The organism is Streptomyces sp. JK94, assembly GCF_053613315.1.
In genome coordinates, this window is record NZ_JBSICH010000025.1 from 76,879 (window position 1) to 92,790 (window position 15,912).

13 protein-coding genes and 2 pseudogenes are annotated in these 15,912 nt (G+C 74.0%); 5 read left to right on the plus strand and 10 right to left on the minus strand.

Annotation, left to right across the window (positions count from 1 at the left end; genetic code table 11):
* Positions 1-28: 28 nt before the first annotated feature.
* The 4 genes from ACVV2G_RS22300 to ACVV2G_RS22315 form a co-directional block, all read right to left on the minus strand.
* A complete protein-coding gene (locus ACVV2G_RS22300) occupies positions 29-1,627 on the minus strand; it encodes an acyl-CoA carboxylase subunit beta (protein WP_453844511.1) in 1,599 nt (532 codons plus the stop codon).
* A complete protein-coding gene (locus tag ACVV2G_RS22305) occupies positions 1,624-3,297 on the minus strand; it encodes an acyclic terpene utilization AtuA family protein (protein ID WP_453844512.1) in 1,674 nt (557 codons plus the stop codon). Before ACVV2G_RS22305 ends, ACVV2G_RS22300 begins: the two co-directional genes overlap by 4 nt.
* A complete protein-coding gene (locus ACVV2G_RS22310; RefSeq protein ID WP_453844513.1) occupies positions 3,294-4,145 on the minus strand; it encodes a TIGR03084 family metal-binding protein in 852 nt (283 codons plus the stop codon). Before ACVV2G_RS22310 ends, ACVV2G_RS22305 begins: the two co-directional genes overlap by 4 nt.
* Positions 4,146-4,495: 350 nt before the next feature.
* Positions 4,496-5,509: an EamA family transporter gene (locus tag ACVV2G_RS22315; protein ID WP_453844514.1), complete on the minus strand. Its 1,014-nt coding sequence runs from the start codon at positions 5,507-5,509 to the stop codon at positions 4,496-4,498.
* A gap of 454 nt (positions 5,510-5,963) precedes the next feature.
* On the opposite strand from ACVV2G_RS22315, the gene ACVV2G_RS22320 reads away from it, so the two are divergent.
* Positions 5,964-6,359: an NUDIX hydrolase gene (locus ACVV2G_RS22320; RefSeq protein WP_453844605.1), complete on the plus strand. Its 396-nt coding sequence runs from the start codon at positions 5,964-5,966 to the stop codon at positions 6,357-6,359.
* A 90-nt stretch (positions 6,360-6,449) separates the two neighbouring features.
* Complete coding sequence (locus ACVV2G_RS22325; RefSeq protein WP_453844515.1) at positions 6,450-7,070, plus strand: dihydrofolate reductase family protein; 621 nt, start codon at positions 6,450-6,452, stop codon at positions 7,068-7,070.
* Between the two features lie 45 nt (positions 7,071-7,115).
* On the opposite strand, the gene ACVV2G_RS22330 is transcribed toward ACVV2G_RS22325, so the two are convergent.
* Positions 7,116-7,691, minus strand: coding sequence for a DinB family protein (locus ACVV2G_RS22330; RefSeq protein ID WP_453844516.1), 576 nt, complete (start codon positions 7,689-7,691; stop codon positions 7,116-7,118).
* Between the two features lie 128 nt (positions 7,692-7,819).
* Here ACVV2G_RS22330 and ACVV2G_RS22335 point away from each other — a divergent pair.
* Positions 7,820-8,061: pseudogene (locus tag ACVV2G_RS22335) on the plus strand (hypothetical protein).
* A gap of 39 nt (positions 8,062-8,100) precedes the next feature.
* Here ACVV2G_RS22335 and ACVV2G_RS22340 read toward each other — a convergent pair.
* Complete coding sequence (locus ACVV2G_RS22340) at positions 8,101-11,106, minus strand: FAD-binding and (Fe-S)-binding domain-containing protein (RefSeq protein ID WP_453844517.1); 3,006 nt, start codon at positions 11,104-11,106, stop codon at positions 8,101-8,103.
* Between the two features lie 110 nt (positions 11,107-11,216).
* Here ACVV2G_RS22340 and serC point away from each other — a divergent pair, with 110 nt between their 5' ends.
* Entirely contained in the window at positions 11,217-12,335 is a 1,119-nt protein-coding gene (gene serC, locus ACVV2G_RS22345) for a phosphoserine transaminase (RefSeq protein ID WP_453844518.1), read from the plus strand.
* Positions 12,336-12,405: 70 nt separating this feature from the next.
* On the opposite strand, the pseudogene ACVV2G_RS22350 reads toward serC, so the two are convergent.
* Positions 12,406-12,660 (minus strand): annotated as a pseudogene (locus ACVV2G_RS22350) (ABC transporter permease); the annotation flags it as partial.
* A gap of 15 nt (positions 12,661-12,675) precedes the next feature.
* Entirely contained in the window at positions 12,676-13,644 is a 969-nt protein-coding gene (locus tag ACVV2G_RS22355) for a YncE family protein (protein WP_453844519.1), read from the minus strand.
* A 100-nt stretch (positions 13,645-13,744) separates the two neighbouring features.
* Between ACVV2G_RS22355 and ACVV2G_RS22360 the strand changes: the two genes are divergently transcribed.
* The gene (locus ACVV2G_RS22360; protein WP_453844520.1) at positions 13,745-14,425 is read left to right on the plus strand and encodes a GDSL-type esterase/lipase family protein; all 681 of its coding nucleotides are present in this window, start codon (positions 13,745-13,747) and stop codon (positions 14,423-14,425) included.
* A 215-nt stretch (positions 14,426-14,640) separates the two neighbouring features.
* On the opposite strand, the gene ACVV2G_RS22365 is transcribed toward ACVV2G_RS22360, so the two are convergent.
* Together ACVV2G_RS22365 and ACVV2G_RS22370 are read right to left on the minus strand one after the other, a co-directional pair.
* The gene (locus tag ACVV2G_RS22365; protein ID WP_453844521.1) at positions 14,641-15,630 is read right to left on the minus strand and encodes an aldo/keto reductase; all 990 of its coding nucleotides are present in this window, start codon (positions 15,628-15,630) and stop codon (positions 14,641-14,643) included.
* Between the two features lie 56 nt (positions 15,631-15,686).
* On the minus strand, positions 15,687-15,812 hold the full coding sequence (locus tag ACVV2G_RS22370) for a helix-turn-helix domain-containing protein (protein WP_453844522.1): 126 nt from the start codon (positions 15,810-15,812) through the stop codon (positions 15,687-15,689).
* Between the last annotated feature and the right edge of the window lie 100 nt (positions 15,813-15,912).

The window sequence follows — 15,912 nt, forward strand, 5'->3', positions numbered from 1 at the left end:
GCTTTTCTCGCTGGTCACAGTGGTCCCCTCACATCCGGAAGACGCCGAAGCCACCGCGCGCCCCCTCGTAGGGCGCGGTGTGGACGGCGGACAGGCACAGACCGAGGACGGTGCGGGTGTCGCGCGGGTCGATGACGCCGTCGTCGTAGAGCCGCCCGGACAGGAACGCCGGCAGCGACTCGGCTTCGATCTGCTGCTCCACCATCGCGCGCAGCGCCGCGTCGCCCTCCTCGTCGTACGGCCGTCCCTTCGCCGCGGCGGACTGGCGGGCCACGATGGAGAGCACGCCGGCGAGCTGCTGCGGGCCCATGACGGCGGACTTGGCGCTGGGCCAGGCGAAGAGGAAGCGGGGGTCGTAGGCGCGACCGCACATGCCGTAGTGGCCGGCGCCGTAGGAGGCGCCGAGCAGGACGGACAGGTGGGGCACGCGGCTGTTGCCGACCGCGTTGATCATCATCGCGCCGTGCTTGATGATGCCGCCCTGCTCGTACTCCTTGCCGACCATGTAGCCGGTGGTGTTGTGGAGGAAGAGGAGCGGGATGTCGCGCTGGTTGGCGAGCTGGACGAACTGGGCGGCCTTCTGCGACTCCTCGCTGAAGAGGACCCCCCGGGCGTTGGCGAGGATGCCCACCGGGTAGCCGTGCAGGGCCGCCCAGCCGGTCACCAGGCTCGTCCCGTACAACGGTTTGAACTCGTCGAAGTCGGAGGCGTCGACGATGCGGGCGATCACCTCGCGCGGGTCGAAGGGGGCCCTGAGGTCGCCGGGGACGATGCCGAGCAGGTCCTCCGGGTCGTGCTTCGGCGGCTCGGCGAGCGGGGGGTCGGCGTACGCCTTGCGGTGGTTGAGGCGGGCGACGACGCGGCGGGCCTGCCGCAGCGCGTCCGGTTCGTCCACGGCGAAGTGGTCGGCGAGGCCCGACACGCGCGCGTGCATCTCGGCGCCGCCGAGTGACTCGTCGTCGCTCTCCTCGCCGGTGGCCATCCTGACCAGCGGCGGCCCGCCGAGGAACACCTTCGCCCGCTCCTTGACCATGATCACGTGGTCGGACATGCCGGGGATGTACGCGCCGCCCGCCGTGGAGTTGCCGAAGACCACGGCGATCGTCGGGATGCCGGCGGCGGACAGCCGGGTGAGGTCCCGGAAGATGCCGCCGCCGGGGATGAAGATCTCCTTCTGGGAGGGCAGGTCGGCGCCCCCGGACTCGACCAGGCTCACGCAGGGCAGCCGGTTGGCGAGCGCGATGTCGTGGGCGCGCTGGGCCTTCTTCAGCGACCAGGGGTTGCTGGCACCGCCGCGCACGGTCGGGTCGTTGGCGGTGATCAGGCACTCGACGCCCTCGACGGTGCCGATGCCGGTGACCAGGGAGGCGCCCACGGTGTACTCGCTGCCCCAGGCCGCCAGCGGCGACAGCTCCAGGAAGGGCGTGTCGGGGTCGAGGAGCAGTTCGACGCGTTCGCGGGCGAGGAGCTTGCCGCGCCCGCGGTGCCGGGCGACGTACTTCTCACCGCCGCCCGCCAGCGCCTTGGCGTGTTCGGCGTCGAGGTCGGCGAGCTTGGCGAGCATGGCCTCGCGGTTGGCCCGGTGGTCCGGGGCGGCCGGGTCCAGGGCCGAGGGCAGGACCGTCACAGGAGAACCTCCGGGATGTCCAGGTGCCGGGCGCGCAGCCACTCGCCGAGCGCCTTGGCCTGCGGGTCGAAACGGGCCTGGGCCGCGACGCCCTCGCCGAGGACGCCCTCGACGACGAAGTTGAGGGCGCGCAGGCCGGGCAGTGCGTGCCGGGTGACGGGCAGGCCGCGGGCCTCGGGGATCAGCTCCCGGAACCGGTCGGCGGTCAGCTCGTGCGCGAGCCAGCGCCAGGCCTCGTCGGTGCGCGCCCACACGCCGACGTTGGCGTTGCCGCCCTTGTCGCCGCTGCGGGCGCCCGCGACGCGGCCGAGGGCGGCCCGCCGCACGGGCCCCGGCGGGAGCGGCTCCGGCAGGGGCGGTTCCGGTACGGCGTCGAGTACGGCGGTGTCCTGGGGCGGCGCCACCGCGACCCGGCGCCCGTCGTGGAGGACGGCCACGTGGCCGACGGCGCCGTGGGGGACGTACACGTCCTCGAAGACCCCGTAGGGGGCGCCCTTTCCGGGCGGCGCCAGTACATGGAAGCCGGGGTAGCTGGCGAGGGCCAGCTCGACGGCGGCGCCGCTCAGCGCCCGCCCGACGACCCGCTGGTCTGCGTCGCGGACGACGAGCCGCAGCAGGGCGCTGGCCGTCTCCTCGGTCGGGGCGTCGGGCCGGTCGGTGCGCACGAGGTCCCAGCGGACGTCGGCGGCCTTGCGCAGGGCGGGTTCCATCTGCGCCCGCACCAGCGCGGCCTTGGCCTCGATCTCGAGGCCGGTGAGCACGAAGGCGACCTCGCCCCGGAAGCCGCCGAGGCGGTTCAGGCCGACCTTGAGGGCGGGCGGCGGGGCCTCGCCGCGCACGCCCTCGACCCGGACGCGGTCGGGCCCGTCCTGGGCGAGCCGTACGGTGTCCAGCCGGGCGGTGACGTCGGGCCCCGCGTACCGGGCGCCGGACGTCTCGTACAGCAGCTGGGCGGTCACCGTGCCGACGTCGACGAAGCCGCCGGTGCCGTCGTGCTTGGTGAGGACCGAGGTGCCGTCGGCGTGCAGTTCGGCGAGCGGGAAGCCGGGGTGCCGGACGTCCCCCTCGCCGAAGAACGCGTAGTTGCCGCCGGTCGCCTGCGCCCCGCACTCCAGCAGGTGCCCGGCGACGACCGCGCCCGCCAGCCGGTCGTACTCGCCCGGCGTCCAGCCGAAGTGCGCGGCGGCGGGCCCGGTGACCAGGGCGGCGTCGGTGACCCGCCCGGTGACGACGACGTCGGCGCCCGCGCGCAGGCACGCGGTGATGCCGAAGCCGCCGAGGTAGGCGTGGGCGGCCAGGGCGCCCGGGTGGGCGGCGGCGAGGTCGTCGCCCTCGACGTGCGCGACCCGTACCGGGACGCCGAGCCGGCCGGCCAGGGCGCGTACGGCGTCGGCGAGTCCGGCGGGGTTGAGTCCCCCGGCGTTGGCGACGATCCTGACGCCGCGCTCGTGGGCGAGGCCGAGGCACTCCTCCAGCTGGCGCAGGAAGGTGCGCGCGTACCCGGCGGCCGGGTCCTTCAGCCGGTCGCGGCCGAGGATCAGCATGGTCAGCTCGGCGAGGTAGTCGCCGGTGAGGACGTCCAGCGGGCCGCCGGTGAGCATCTCGCGCATGGCGTCGAAGCGGTCGCCGTAGAAGCCGGAGGCGTTGCCGACGCGGAGCGGCTCCGTCATCGCGGGCCCTCCCCCCTGGGCGGGCGTCCGGCTCCCGGCGGGCGTCCGGCTCCCGGCGGGCGTCCGGCTCCCGGCGGGCGTCCGGCTCCCGGCGGGCCGGCGAAGGCCTGGGCGATGTCCAGCCAGCGGTCGGCGTCCGGGCCCTTCGCGGTGAGGGCGAGGTCGGCGCGGTGGGCGCGCTGGGTGGCGAGGAGGCAGAAGTCGAGCGCGGGCCCGGTGACGCGCTGTCCCGCGTCCTCGGGGCCGTACGTCCACAGGTCCCCGTCGGGGGCGGTGAGTTCGACGCGGAACGGCTCGGCGGGCGGGGTGAGTCCGTGGGCCGCGTGCGCGAAGTCCCGGGCGCGGACGCCGATGCGGGCGATGTGCCGCAGCCGCCCGGTGGGCGGCCGGGTCACGCCGAGGGCGTCGGCGATGTCGAGGCCGTGGGCCCAGGTCTCCATCAGGCGGGCGGTGGCCATGGAGGCGGCGGCCATGGGCGGGCCGTACCAGGGGAAGCGGGCGCCGGGGGCCGCCGCGCGCAGTGCCCCGTCGAGGGCGGTGCGCCCTTCCCGCCAGGTGGCCAGCAGGCCGGCGGGGGTCTGCCGGGCACCTTCCTCGGCGCCGTCGTCGACGTACCGGTCGGGCGCGGCGAGGGCCTGCTCGACCAGGGCGCGGAAACCGCCCTCGTCGGTGACGGCCAGCAGCGCCGCGCGGTCGGTCCAGGCCAGGTGCGCGATCTGGTGGGCGATCGTCCAGCGGGGCGCCGGGGTGTCGAGGCGCCACTGCTCGGGGCTCAGCCGGGCGACCAGCGCGTCGAGTTCCTCGCTCTCCTCGCGCAGGTCGTCGATCACGGGCGTGGGGTCGGACACGGACGCCTCCCTCGGGCACGGCGGTGTGCGGCGCGGCGTGGGGAGGAGCATGGCAGGGGCGGGGAGAACAATCAAGCATGCTTGCATGATTTTGGGCGAAGGGCGGAGGGCTCGTTGCGGGGGCCCGGCCGGGGAACGGCCCCGGGCTCCTTGGGCGTCCTCGTCTCAGGCCGCTCGGAGTTGGCCCCGCCCACCGCGCGCGGGTCGTCGTCCCGCAAGGGCTGGAAGACCTCGGCCGGGTGGTTCATCGGTGCCCGCCCCGTGATTCCCGATGAGCTGACCGGTCCGCACCCTGTGCGGTGCGGGTGAAGCCCACCGCGGCCGGGGCGTTCGCGGTCGGGCCCCCGCGATCAGACCGGGGGCAGGTCCGGGAGCGCCTTCGCCCGCCGCCGCCCCATCTGGGTCCGCACCGCCCCCATGCTCGCCGCGATCACCAGGGCGATGGCGGCGGACTGGGTGGCGGTCAGGGCCTGGTCGAGGACGAGGAAGCCGGCCGCGGCGGCGATGGCGGGCTCCAGGCTCATGAGGATGGCGAAGGTGGGCGCGGGCATCCGGCGCAGGGCGAGGAGTTCGAGGGTGTAGGGCAGGACGGAGGAGAGCAGGGCGACTCCCGCGCCCAGCGCCAGCGTCACCGGGTCGATCAGCTCGGCGCCCGCCTCGGCGACGCCCAGCGGCAGGAACAGCACCGCGCCGACCGCCATGGCGAGGGCCAGCCCGTCGGCCTGCGGGAAGCGGCGGCCGGTGCGTGCGCTGAACACGATGTACGCCGCCCACATGGCGCCCGCCCCCAGCGCGAAGGCGACACCGGCCGGGTCGAGGCTGCCGAAGCCGCCGCCGCCGAGCAGGAAGACGCCGGCCAGGGCGAGGGCGGCCCAGACCAGGTTGACCGCGCGCCGGGAGGCGAAGACGGAGAGGGCGAGCGGGCCGAGCACCTCCAGGGTGACGGCGGGGCCGAGGGGGATGCGGTCGACGGCCTGGTAGAAGAGGCCGTTCATGCCGGCCATGGCGATGCCGAAGACGACGACCGTGCCCCAGTCGGCCCGGGAGTGCCCGCGCAGCCGGGGCCGGCAGATCAGGAGCAGGACGACGGCGGCCACGAACAGCCGCAGGGTCACCACGCCGAGCGCACCGGCCCGGGGCATCAGGCTCACCGCCAGCGCGGCGCCGAACTGCACGGAGAGGCCGCCGGCGAGGACGAGACCGACGGGCCCCAGGCCGCCCCACCGGCCACCCGGAGCCCGGGCACCGTCCGGCACGGGTGCGGGGCCGGTGTGGGAAACGTGGCCGGCGGCCCGCGCCGCCTCGGGGCCCGCCGTGGAGGCGGCCGGGGCGGGAGGGCCGGGGGTGGTGCTGGGGGTACTCACGGGGGCTCCGGGGCGGTCTGAGGGGCGGTGTAGTTCATCGCACTGTACGGCGCGGTCCACAGCAGTGGACCGAGTCAGGCGCATATCCCTGCCATGCAACTGTCGTGGTCGGGGAACGCCGCTGTCAACGGACATCCGCTCCGTGGGCGCTCCCGGGGCGCCCCGCAGCACTCGGGACACGCCCCGGCAGGCCCTCGCCACCGCTCCGGAAGACCTCTTCAGGCACTCCTCGGGCGCCCCGCAGGCCCCCGCGGACGATCCGCGCGCGCCCGCGGCCGGCCTCACCGCCCGGGCCCGCCCACCGAGGAGGCGCCGTCCGCCGGGAGATGCCGTCCACTGAGGAGACGCCGTCCGCCGAGGAGCCGGCACCCGCCGAGAAGGTAGCGTCCGCCCTGTGAGACGACGACTCCTTGCCCGCCTGTGGCGCCTCCTGCGCCCGGTGCAGAGCCGTGTGATGTGGCTGCTGCACACGAAGTACGTGGTCGGCGTGACCGGCGTCGTGCGCGACGACGAGGGACGCGTGCTGCTGCTGAAGCACCGGATGTGGCCGCCGGGGCGGCAGTGGGGCCTGCCGAGCGGCTTCGCGCGCAAGGGCGAGGACTTCCGGCACACCGTGGTCCGCGAGGTGCGGGAGGAGACCGGCCTCGACGTGGAGGTGGGCCGCCTGGTCATGCTGAACAGCGGCCTGCGCACCCGCCTGGAGGTGGCCTACGAGGCCCGGCTCCTGGGCGGCGAGCTGCACCTCGACCCGCTCGAGATCCTGGAGGCCCGCTGGTGCCGCCCGGACGACCTCCCCGAGGAGGTCCAGCCGGTGTGCCGTCCGCTGGTGCGGGGCGAGACCACCCCCTGAACCGTGTTCCCGCGCGGTGTCGAAAGCGCGGGCTCCCGATCGACGCAAGGGGTGAAGGCAGCAGCACACCCACCGCCGGAGGAGCCCCTCATGACCGTCACCGTGACCGCGGACCTGGCCATCACCCTCGACGGCTGTCTCGCCGGCCCGGACGTCTCCCTCGACAACCCGGGAGGCGACGGCGCCGAGCCGCTCTTCGACTGGATCCACACCCTGGCGAGCTGGCGGGAGCGCCAGGGCATGACCGGCGGGGTGGAGAACCGCGACTCGGAGCTGATCCGCGAGTGGTTCGACGCCACCGGGGCGGTGGTCATGGGCCGGACGATGTACGACACGGGCGAGGAGTTCTGGGGCGACAACCCGCCGTTCCGCACCCCGGTCTTCGTCCTCACCCACCGCCCCCGCCCGGCCCTCGTGAAGGAGGGCGGTACCACCTTCACCTTCGTCACCGACGGCATCCACAGTGCACTGGCGCGGGCGAAGGCCGCCGCCGGGGACCGGAACGTCGACATCGCGGGCGGGGCGAGCACGGTGCGGCAGTACCTCGGAGCGGGGCTCATCGACGAACTCCAGCTGCACGTGGTGCCCGCACTCCTCGGCGACGGGCTGCGCCTCTTCGAGGGGCCGCGCCCGGGGCGGAACGCCCTCGAACAGGTCAGGGTCGTCGAGACACCCCTGGCCACCCACCTGAAGTACCGCTTCCTGAGGTGACCCGGCCGGGCGCCCTCCAGCAGCCGTACGACCGGACGGCTTCGGTCAGCCCATGCTTTTGGCACCGTCCAGGGACTCGCGGATGATGTCGGCGTGGCCGGCGTGCTGAGCGGTCTCGGCGACGATGTGCATCAGCACCCGGCGGGCCGACCACTGACTGTCGGCCTCGAACCACGGAGCCTTCGGCAACGGCTGCGTGGCCCCCAGGTCGGGCAGCGCGATGACCAGGTCGTCGGTCCGGCGGGCCGCCTCGGCGTAGTCGGCCAGGACCCCGGCCAGCGTCTCACCGGGCAGCATCCGGAACTCGTCGGCCCGCCGGGCCCAGTCGGCCTCGGTCATGGTCGTGAAGTCTCCCATCGCCGACGGGCCGTCCACGATGAAGTTCGCCCAGCCCCGCTCGACCGAGGACACGTGCTTGATCAAGCCGCCCAGGCAGAGTTCGCTCGCGGTGGTCCGCAGTCCGGCCTGCTCGTCGGTGAGGTCACGGGTGGTGAAACGCAGGAAGTGCCGTTGGTGGGCCAGCATCTCCAGCAGGTCGGCGCGCTCACCGGTGACGGCCGGGGCCTCGTTCCGGTCGCCGGTGGTCAGGTCGCGGGTGGTCGACGCGTCGAGAGTGGTCATGGTCTCCGCCTTCCGGTGTTCTGCTCCGTCGGTCGAGGACCACGCTACGAGCCGTATAGGTCAGGCCCTGTCCTAGTCACGCACGGCGCAGCGCGGCTGCCCGGCGCGATCCCGCCGGAACGGCGAAGGTGCCGACCCCCGCGGGCAAGCCCTGTTACCTGATCACCGACGACGACGGCCCCGTCTCACGGCCGGCGGACACCACCGAGGCCACCCGGCTCGGCATGGGCGCCGAGCTCCTCGCCCACGCCCACGGCCTCCTCCCCCGCGCCCCGCACTCCGCTACCTCGCCGAGCGCCTCACCGAAGCCCTCGTGGACGCGCTGCGGGTGGCCGAGAGCCGAGGGCGGAGGCCGAACGGGCTCAACTGAGCGGATCGAGGACACACGGGGCGGTCCTGTCCTCGCTTTTCAGGACCTCCCCAGCCCCTCCGCCAGCACCTCCGCCAGATGACGCCCCCGCACCCCCGCCAACTGCGCGAGCTGCGTCCGGCAGGAGAAGCCGTCCGCCAGGACCACCGCCCCGTCCGGTGCCTCGCGCACCGCCGGGAGCAGCTGGTCCTCCGCGCAGGCGGCCGAGACCGCGTAGTGGCCGTCCTCGAAACCGAAGTTGCCCGCGAGGCCGCAGCAGCCGCCGGTCAGCTCGCCGGTCAGGCCGGCCGCCTCGCGCAGGCGGCGGTCGGCCGCGTCGCCCAGGACCGCGTGCTGGTGGCAGTGGGTCTGGCCGGTGACCGGGCGGTTCACGGCGGGCGGCGTCCAGCCGGGGGCATGGCGCTCCAGGGCCTCTGCGAAGGTCACCACGCGGGCGGCGAGGCGAGCCGCCCGCGGGTCGTCGTGCAGCAGCTCCGGCAGGTCGGTGCGCAGGGCGGCGGCGCAGCTCGGTTCCAGGACGACGACCGGCGCCGAGGTCTCCAGCACCGGGGTCATCAGCTCCAGCGTGCGGCGCATCACCGCACGGGCGCGGTCCAGTTGGCCCGTCGACACGTACGTCAGGCCGCAGCAGACCCTGCCCCGGCGGGCCGTCAGCAGCGCGGTCGGTGGCCTCGTCGTACCGTCCCCGACGCGCCCGCCCCGCAGCCGCAGCGTCGGCGGCAACGCCACCCGCAGCCCCGCCGCCTCCAGCACCCGTACGGCCGCCCGGCCGACAGCCGGTGACAGGTGCTCGGTGAAGGTGTCCGGCCAGAGGACCACCAGGTCGCCGTAACCGGAGCCGGCCCCGGGACCAGGCCCAAACCCGGACCCGGACCCGGACCCGGACCCGGACCCGATCCCAGACCCAGACCCAGACCCGGACCCGATCCCAGACCCGGACCCGATCCCAGACCCAGACCCGGACCCGGACCCGGACCCTCCGGCACCCGGACGCCGCCTGCGCCACCACCGGCTGAACGGCTCCCCCGCCAGCCTCGGCACCTCCCGCTCACCCGCGATGCCGCCCAGCCGCTTCACCACCGCGGCCAACGGACGCACGGACGCCAGCGCGTTGACGGCCGGGGCCAGACGGGCCCGCGCCGCCCAGCGCAGCCACACCGGCAGCCACCCCATCGCGTAGTGGGCGGCGGGACGGCGGCGGCCCGCGTAGTGGTGGTGCAGGAACTCCGCCTTGTACGTGGCCATGTCGACCCCGACCGGGCAGTCCGAGCGGCAGCCCTTGCAGGACAGGCACAGGTCGAGGGCGTCCCGGACCTCCGCCGAGCGCCAGCCGTCCGTCACCACCTCACCGGCGAGCATCTCGTGCAGCAGGCGGGTCCGTCCGCGCGTGGAGTGCTCCTCCTCGCCGGTCGCCCGGAACGACGGGCACATGACCGAGGAGCCCGCCGCCGGCGTCGTACGGCACTTGGCCACCCCCACGCAGCGGCGCACCGCCACCGAGAAGTCACCGCCGTCGGCGGGGTAGCCGAAGGCGACGTCCACCGGCTCACGCGGCAGGACCGAGAAGCGGAGGTTCGTGTCCAGGGGGGCCGGGCGGACCAGCACCCCCGGGTTGAGGAGGTCGTCCGGGTCCCAGACGGCCTTCGCGCGCTCGAAGAGGGCGACCGTCTCCCCGCCGTACATCCTCGGCAGCAGCTCCGCCCGCGCCTGGCCGTCCCCGTGTTCCCCGGAGAGGGAACCTCCGTGAGCCACGACCAGGTCGGCCAGGTCCTCGGAGAAGCGGCGGAAGCGGGCCACCCCGGCGCCCGTCAGCAGGTCGAAGTCGATGCGCACGTGGATGCAGCCGTCCCCGAAGTGCCCGTACGGCGTACCACGCAGACCGTGGGCGGACAACAGGCCCCGGAATTCCCGCAGGTAGGCGCCCAGCCGGACCGGCGGCACCGCGCAGTCCTCCCAGCCCGGCCACGCCTCCGAGCCGTCCGGCATCCGCGTCGCCCTGCCGCTCGCGTCCTCCCGGATGCGCCACAGCGCCCGCTGCCCGGCCGGGTCGGTCACCACCAGGGCGTCCACGACGTCCGCCGCCCGCACGACCGCCTCCGCACGCGCACGGGCCTCCGCCTCCGTCCCCCCGCCCGTCTCCACGAACAGCCACGCCCCGCCCCGCGGCAGCCCCCGCGTGGACGGCACGAGGTCCACCGCCATGCCCTCCACCGTCAGCGGCCCGAGCGGCAGCAGCCCGGCCGCCGCCTCCGCCGCCCCGGCCTCGTCGGCGTAGCCCAGCACCGCCAGCGCACGCGCCCGCGGCGCCTCGACCAGGCGGACCACCGCCTCCGTCAGCACGCCCAGCGTGCCCTCCGAACCGCAGAAGGAGCGGGCCACGTCCGCGCCCCGCTCCGGCAGCAGCGCGTCCAGCGCGTAACCGGAGATCCGGCGGGGGAGGTCGGGAAAACCCGTGCGCAGGCGGGCCAGACCACCGTCCACCAGCTCCCGCAGCCCCTCCGGGGCCCCGGCCCACTCGGGCCCCGGCCGCAGCCGACGCCCGCGCGCGGTGAGTACCGTCAGCTCGCGCACGCTGTCGGCCGTCGTGCCCCACGCCACCGAGTGGGAGCCGCAGGAGTTGTTGCCGATCATGCCGCCGAGGGTGCACCGACTGTGCGTGGACGGGTCGGGGCCGAAGCGCAGCCCGTGCGGGGCGGCGGCCTCCTGGAGGCGGTCGAGGACCAGGCCCGGCTGCACGACGGCCGTGCGGGCCCCGGGGTCGAGGGAGACCAGCCGGTTCATGTGCCGGGTGAAGTCCAGGACGACACCCGTGCCGGTCGCCTGCCCCGCGATCGACGTCCCCCCGCCCCGCGGCACCACCGGCACCCCGTGGGCCCGGCACACCTCCAGGACGGCCGCCACGTCGTCGGCGTCCGCCGGCGCCACCACACCGAGCGGAACCCTCCGGTAGTTGGACGCGTCCATCGTCGTCAGGGCCCGCGAGGTGACGTCGAACCCGACCTCGCCCCGGACGACCGTGCGCAGTGCTGCCTCCAGATCGGTCATACGTCCAGGATGGGCTCTCGCAGTCCGCCACAGGTCCGCACGGCGGAGATCTCGTCTCATCGGACGGACATGTCCCCGGGGCGTTTCGCCGAGGGGATACGCTCCCGCTCGTGGCTGAGATCCAGATTCCTGCTGACATCAAGCCCGCGGACGGTCGATTCGGCGCGGGCCCCTCCAAGGTGCGGGTGGAGGCGCTGGACGCCCTGGCCGCCACCGGTACGTCCCTCCTCGGCACCTCCCACCGCCAGGCGCCCGTCAAGAACCTGGTCGGCACGGTCCGCGAGGGCATCCGCGAGCTGTTCCGGCTCCCCGACGGCTACGAGGTGATCCTCGGCAACGGCGGCTCCACCGCGTTCTGGGACGTCGCGACCCACGGCCTGATCGAGAACAAGTCGCAGCACCTGAGCTTCGGCGAGTTCTCCTCCAAGTTCGCCAAGGCGGCCAAGCTCGCCCCGTGGCTGGCCGAGCCGACGGTCGTCTCCTGCGACCCGGGCACGCACCCCGAGGCGCGGGCCGAGGCCGGCGTGGACGTGTACGCCCTCACGCACAACGAGACCTCGACCGGCGTCGCCATGCCCGTCAAGCGGGTCACCGGGGCCGACGAGGGCTCCCTCGTGCTGGTCGACGCGACCTCCGGCGCCGGCGGCCTGCCCGTGGACATCGCCGAGACCGACGTCTACTACTTCGCCCCGCAGAAGTCCTTCGCCTCCGACGGCGGCCTGTGGATCGGCGTCTTCTCCCCCGCCGCGATCGAGCGCGCCGAGCGCGTCCACGCGAGCGGCCGGCACGTCCCCGAGTTCTTCTCGCTGCCGACGGCGATCGACAACTCCCGCAAGAACCAGACGTACAACACCCCGGCCCTGGCCACCCTGTTCCTCCTCAACGTGCAGCTGGAGTGGATGAACGGCCAGGGCGGCCTGGACTTCGCCACCGGCCGCACCAAGGACTCCTCGTCCCGCCTGTACGCCTGGGCGGAGGAGGCCAAGTACGCCAACCCGTTCGTCACCGACCCGGCCAAGCGCTCGCAGGTCATCGGCACGATCGACTTCACGGACGAGGTCGACGCCGCCGCCGTCGCCAAGGTGCTGCGCGCCAACGGCATCGTCGACACCGAGCCCTATCGCAAGCTCGGCCGCAACCAGCTGCGCGTCGCCATGTTCCCGGCGATCGACCCGGCGGACGTCGAGGCGCTGACCCGGTGCGTCGACTACGTGATCGAGAAGCTTTAGCGGTCGCCGCGCGGCAGGACGAGGGGCGCCCGGCACTCGCCGGGCGCCCCTCATCCGCTCCCCGCCCCTGCCGGCCGAGCCGCTGGAAGCGTCGCACCGCCGGCGGCGGGAAGACCGCCGCCGGCACCACCGGCCACGCGCACGCCATCAGCAGCGCGTACCGCTCAACCCGCGAGTCGCGCCGCCGACCGGCGTGCCGAACAGCTCGCGGGCGACCGCCGCCGTGGACGAGACGGGGTTCCAGGCGGCCACTCCAGCCCCGCCGGCCCAGCCAGTCCGGCCTGAGCTGCGGCGCGACGAGGATGCTGGAGATCATCGTGCCCGGCGCGCGGCGGGCGGGTCAGCGGCGGCGGAACAGCCGTCGTAGCCCGAACAGCGCCGCGCAGGCGACGACCAGACCGAGCGCCCCGACCTTCAGCGTGCCTCCGCCGGAGCCCTCCTCGCCGGAGGCGGCCTCCCCTCCCGGCGAGGAACCCCCGCCCCCACCGCCCCCGGGCGCGTCCTCGGCCCGCACCGGGCTCCGGGTGCCCTCCATGCCGAGCAGCAGCTTCTCCCCGTCGGTGGTGTAGGTGACGGACTCCCCCTGCCCCAGCGGCACGCTGATCCGGCCCTTGCGCTGGATCCTCCCGTCGTTCCAGTCGTACCAGACGCCCCCGAGGTACCCGCGCACGGCGAGCCGCTCGCCGTCCGGGGAGAAGGCGGCGTCGGTGGCCCAGAGGCCGACGGGGACGGTGGGCCGGAAGACGTTGGTGCCGGAGGCGGAGAGCGTCTCGGGGCCCTCGTAGAGGTGCCCGCCGTCCTCGTTCTTGTCGATGAGGTAGACCCGCCCGGTCTTCGGGTGGACGGCCATCGACTCGGCGTCACGGGCGCCGTCCGCGTACTTCACGACGTACTGCGTCGCCTGGACCGTCTGGTCCTTCAGCTCCGTCGGCTCCGGCAGCTCGTAGATCCACACGTACGGCCAGGTACCGCCGAGGTTGTCGCCGATGTCGCCGACGAAGATCCTGTCGCCCGGTCCGATGGAGATCGCCTCGACGTCGCGCGGCGTGCCCACGCCGGAGAGGGCGACGCGCGCGACGGTCTCACCGGTGGCACCGTCCACGGCGTAGAGGTAGGGCCCGTCGTCCTGGTCGTTGTGCGTCCAGTAGACGCCGGGGTGGAGGCGGGAGGCGGCGAGGCCGCTGGACTCCGTGATGCGCGGGTCCTTGATCGTGAAGCCGTCGCTCCCGTCGTCCCCGGCGGCGGAGGCGGGCACGGCGAACGCGCCCACGAGGAGGGCAGGGGCGAGGACGGCGAGAGAGCGGCGCATGCGCCAAGCCTGCCATCCCCGGCGGGCGTTCACGTCGGCCGTCACCCTGCGTGGTCGGGCTCACATCGCGTCCGCCGGACCGATCGTCCATGATGAGCGGATGCTCAGGTTGATGTGCGTCGGTGACTCGATGACGATCGGGAGCGCCGGCGAACACACCTGGCGGTACCGGTTGTGGCAGCACCTGCGCGACTCCTGCGGCCGCCCCTTCACGTTCGTGGGTCCGCGCGAGACGCTGCACGACCCGTCGACGGACGCCCCCACGTCCCACGCCTACGCCGACCCCGGCTTCCCCCGCGCCCACCTGGCCGGCTGGGGCGAGGGCTGGCACCACATGACCCCGCTGATCGGCGAGACGGTCCGGTCCTGCCGCGCGGACGTGCTCCTGGTCTCGCTCGGCCTGATCGACCTCGGCTTCTACACGAACGCGGAGCAGACCGCCGGCAACGTCCGCGCCTTCGTGGCCGGGGCGCGCTCGGCGAACCCGCACGTGCGCATGGCCGTGATGCCGGTGCTGCACAACATACGGGTGGACGCCGACGAGACCTTCGCCGAGCAGGTGCACCGCTTCAACGAACTCCTCGCCAAGACGGTCTCCGACCTCGACGAGCCGGGCTCCTCGCTGCTGCTCGTGCCTCCGCCGGCGTCGTACGACTTCCACGTGGACACCTACGACGGCACGCATCCCGGCGCAAGCGGCGAGCACCTCATCGCGGGCGCGTTCGCACGGGCGATGGACGAGGGGTGGGGGCTGGGCGGGCCCTACGCCGGCGCCCCCTGAACGGCTTGTACCGCCCGCACCGGGACGTCACGGGCGCCGGACCCCACCTCGGCCACGAGACTCCCCCCGCCCCGGGCGCACCCGCTTGCCTGCAGCGCACGCCACCGAAGCTCTCCGCTCCGGTGGACCCCGCGTGGAAACGACGAAGCCGCCGCCTCCAACTCGCTCCGAAAGGCGAGCAGAAGGCGACGGCCCCTTGCCAGGGTCCCGCTACCTCACCATGCGAAGGCTTCGGGAGACGGTCCGGGACCGGGGAAGATCTCATCCAGAGACGTCAGCAGCTCCTCGCTCAGCTCCAGCTCCAGGGCACGCAGCGCCGAGTCCAGCTGCTCCTGCGTGCGGGGGCCGACGATGGGGCCGGTGACGCCGGGGCGAGTCAGCAGCCAGGCGAGCGCCGCTTCACCGGGCTCCAGGCCGTGCTTGTCGAGGAGGTTCTCGTACGCCTGGATCTGCTCGCGTGTCTTGGCGTCCTTGAGCGCGTCGGCAGCACGGCCGCTCGCCCGGCGCCCCTGCGTGGCCTCCTTCTTGAGGACGCCGCCGAGCAGCCCGCCGTGCAGCGGCGACCAGGGGATGACGCCGAGGCCGTAGTCCCGCGCGGCCGGGACGACCTCCATCTCGGCGCGGCGCTCAGCGAGGTTGTAGAGGCACTGCTCGCTGACCAGGCCGTACGATCCGCGCCGCGCTGCGGCCTCGTTCGCCTGGGCGATCTTGTAGCCGGGGAAGTTGGACGACCCCGCGTAGAGGATCTTGCCCTGCTGGACCAGGACGTCGATCGCCTGCCAGATCTCTTCGAACGGCGTCGACCGGTCGACGTGATGGAACTGGTAGAGGTCGATGTAGTCGGTCTGCAACCGCTTGAGGGAGGCGTCGACGGCACGGCGGATGTTCACCGCGGACAGCTTGTCGTGGTTGGGCCAGACGTCCCCGTCGCCCGCCATGTTCCCGTACACCTTGGTGGCGAGGACCGTCCTGTCGCGCCGCCCGCCCCCCTGGGCGAACCAAGTACCGATGATCTCCTCGGTGCGGCCCTTGTTCTCGCCCCACCCATAGACGTTGGCCGTGTCTACGAAGTTCAGACCCGCGTCGAGAGCGGCGTCCATGATGCCGTGGCTGGTTGATTCGTCCGTCTGCGGACCGAAGTTCATGGTGCCGAGGACGAGTCGGCTGACCTTGAGTCCCGTGCGTCCGAGGTGCGTGTACTCCATGGACCACAAGCCAACTGCTTCGAGCCCGCTCCAGGCAAGGACATCAGGTGCCGCCGTCAGGAGTCGTCTGCGAGGTGGCGGTACAGCGTGGCCCGGGAGACGCCCGGAGCCCCGGCGACGGCGCTGACACTTCCTCCCTTGGCCTTCCTCGCGCGGGCCACGGTCAGCACGTCCTCGTTCACGACGGGCGGCCGTCCGCCGGTACGCCCCCCGCGCCTTGGCTGCGTACAGACCGACGCGGGTGCGCTTCTCGATGAGCGGGCGTTCAGGGGTGCATCATGG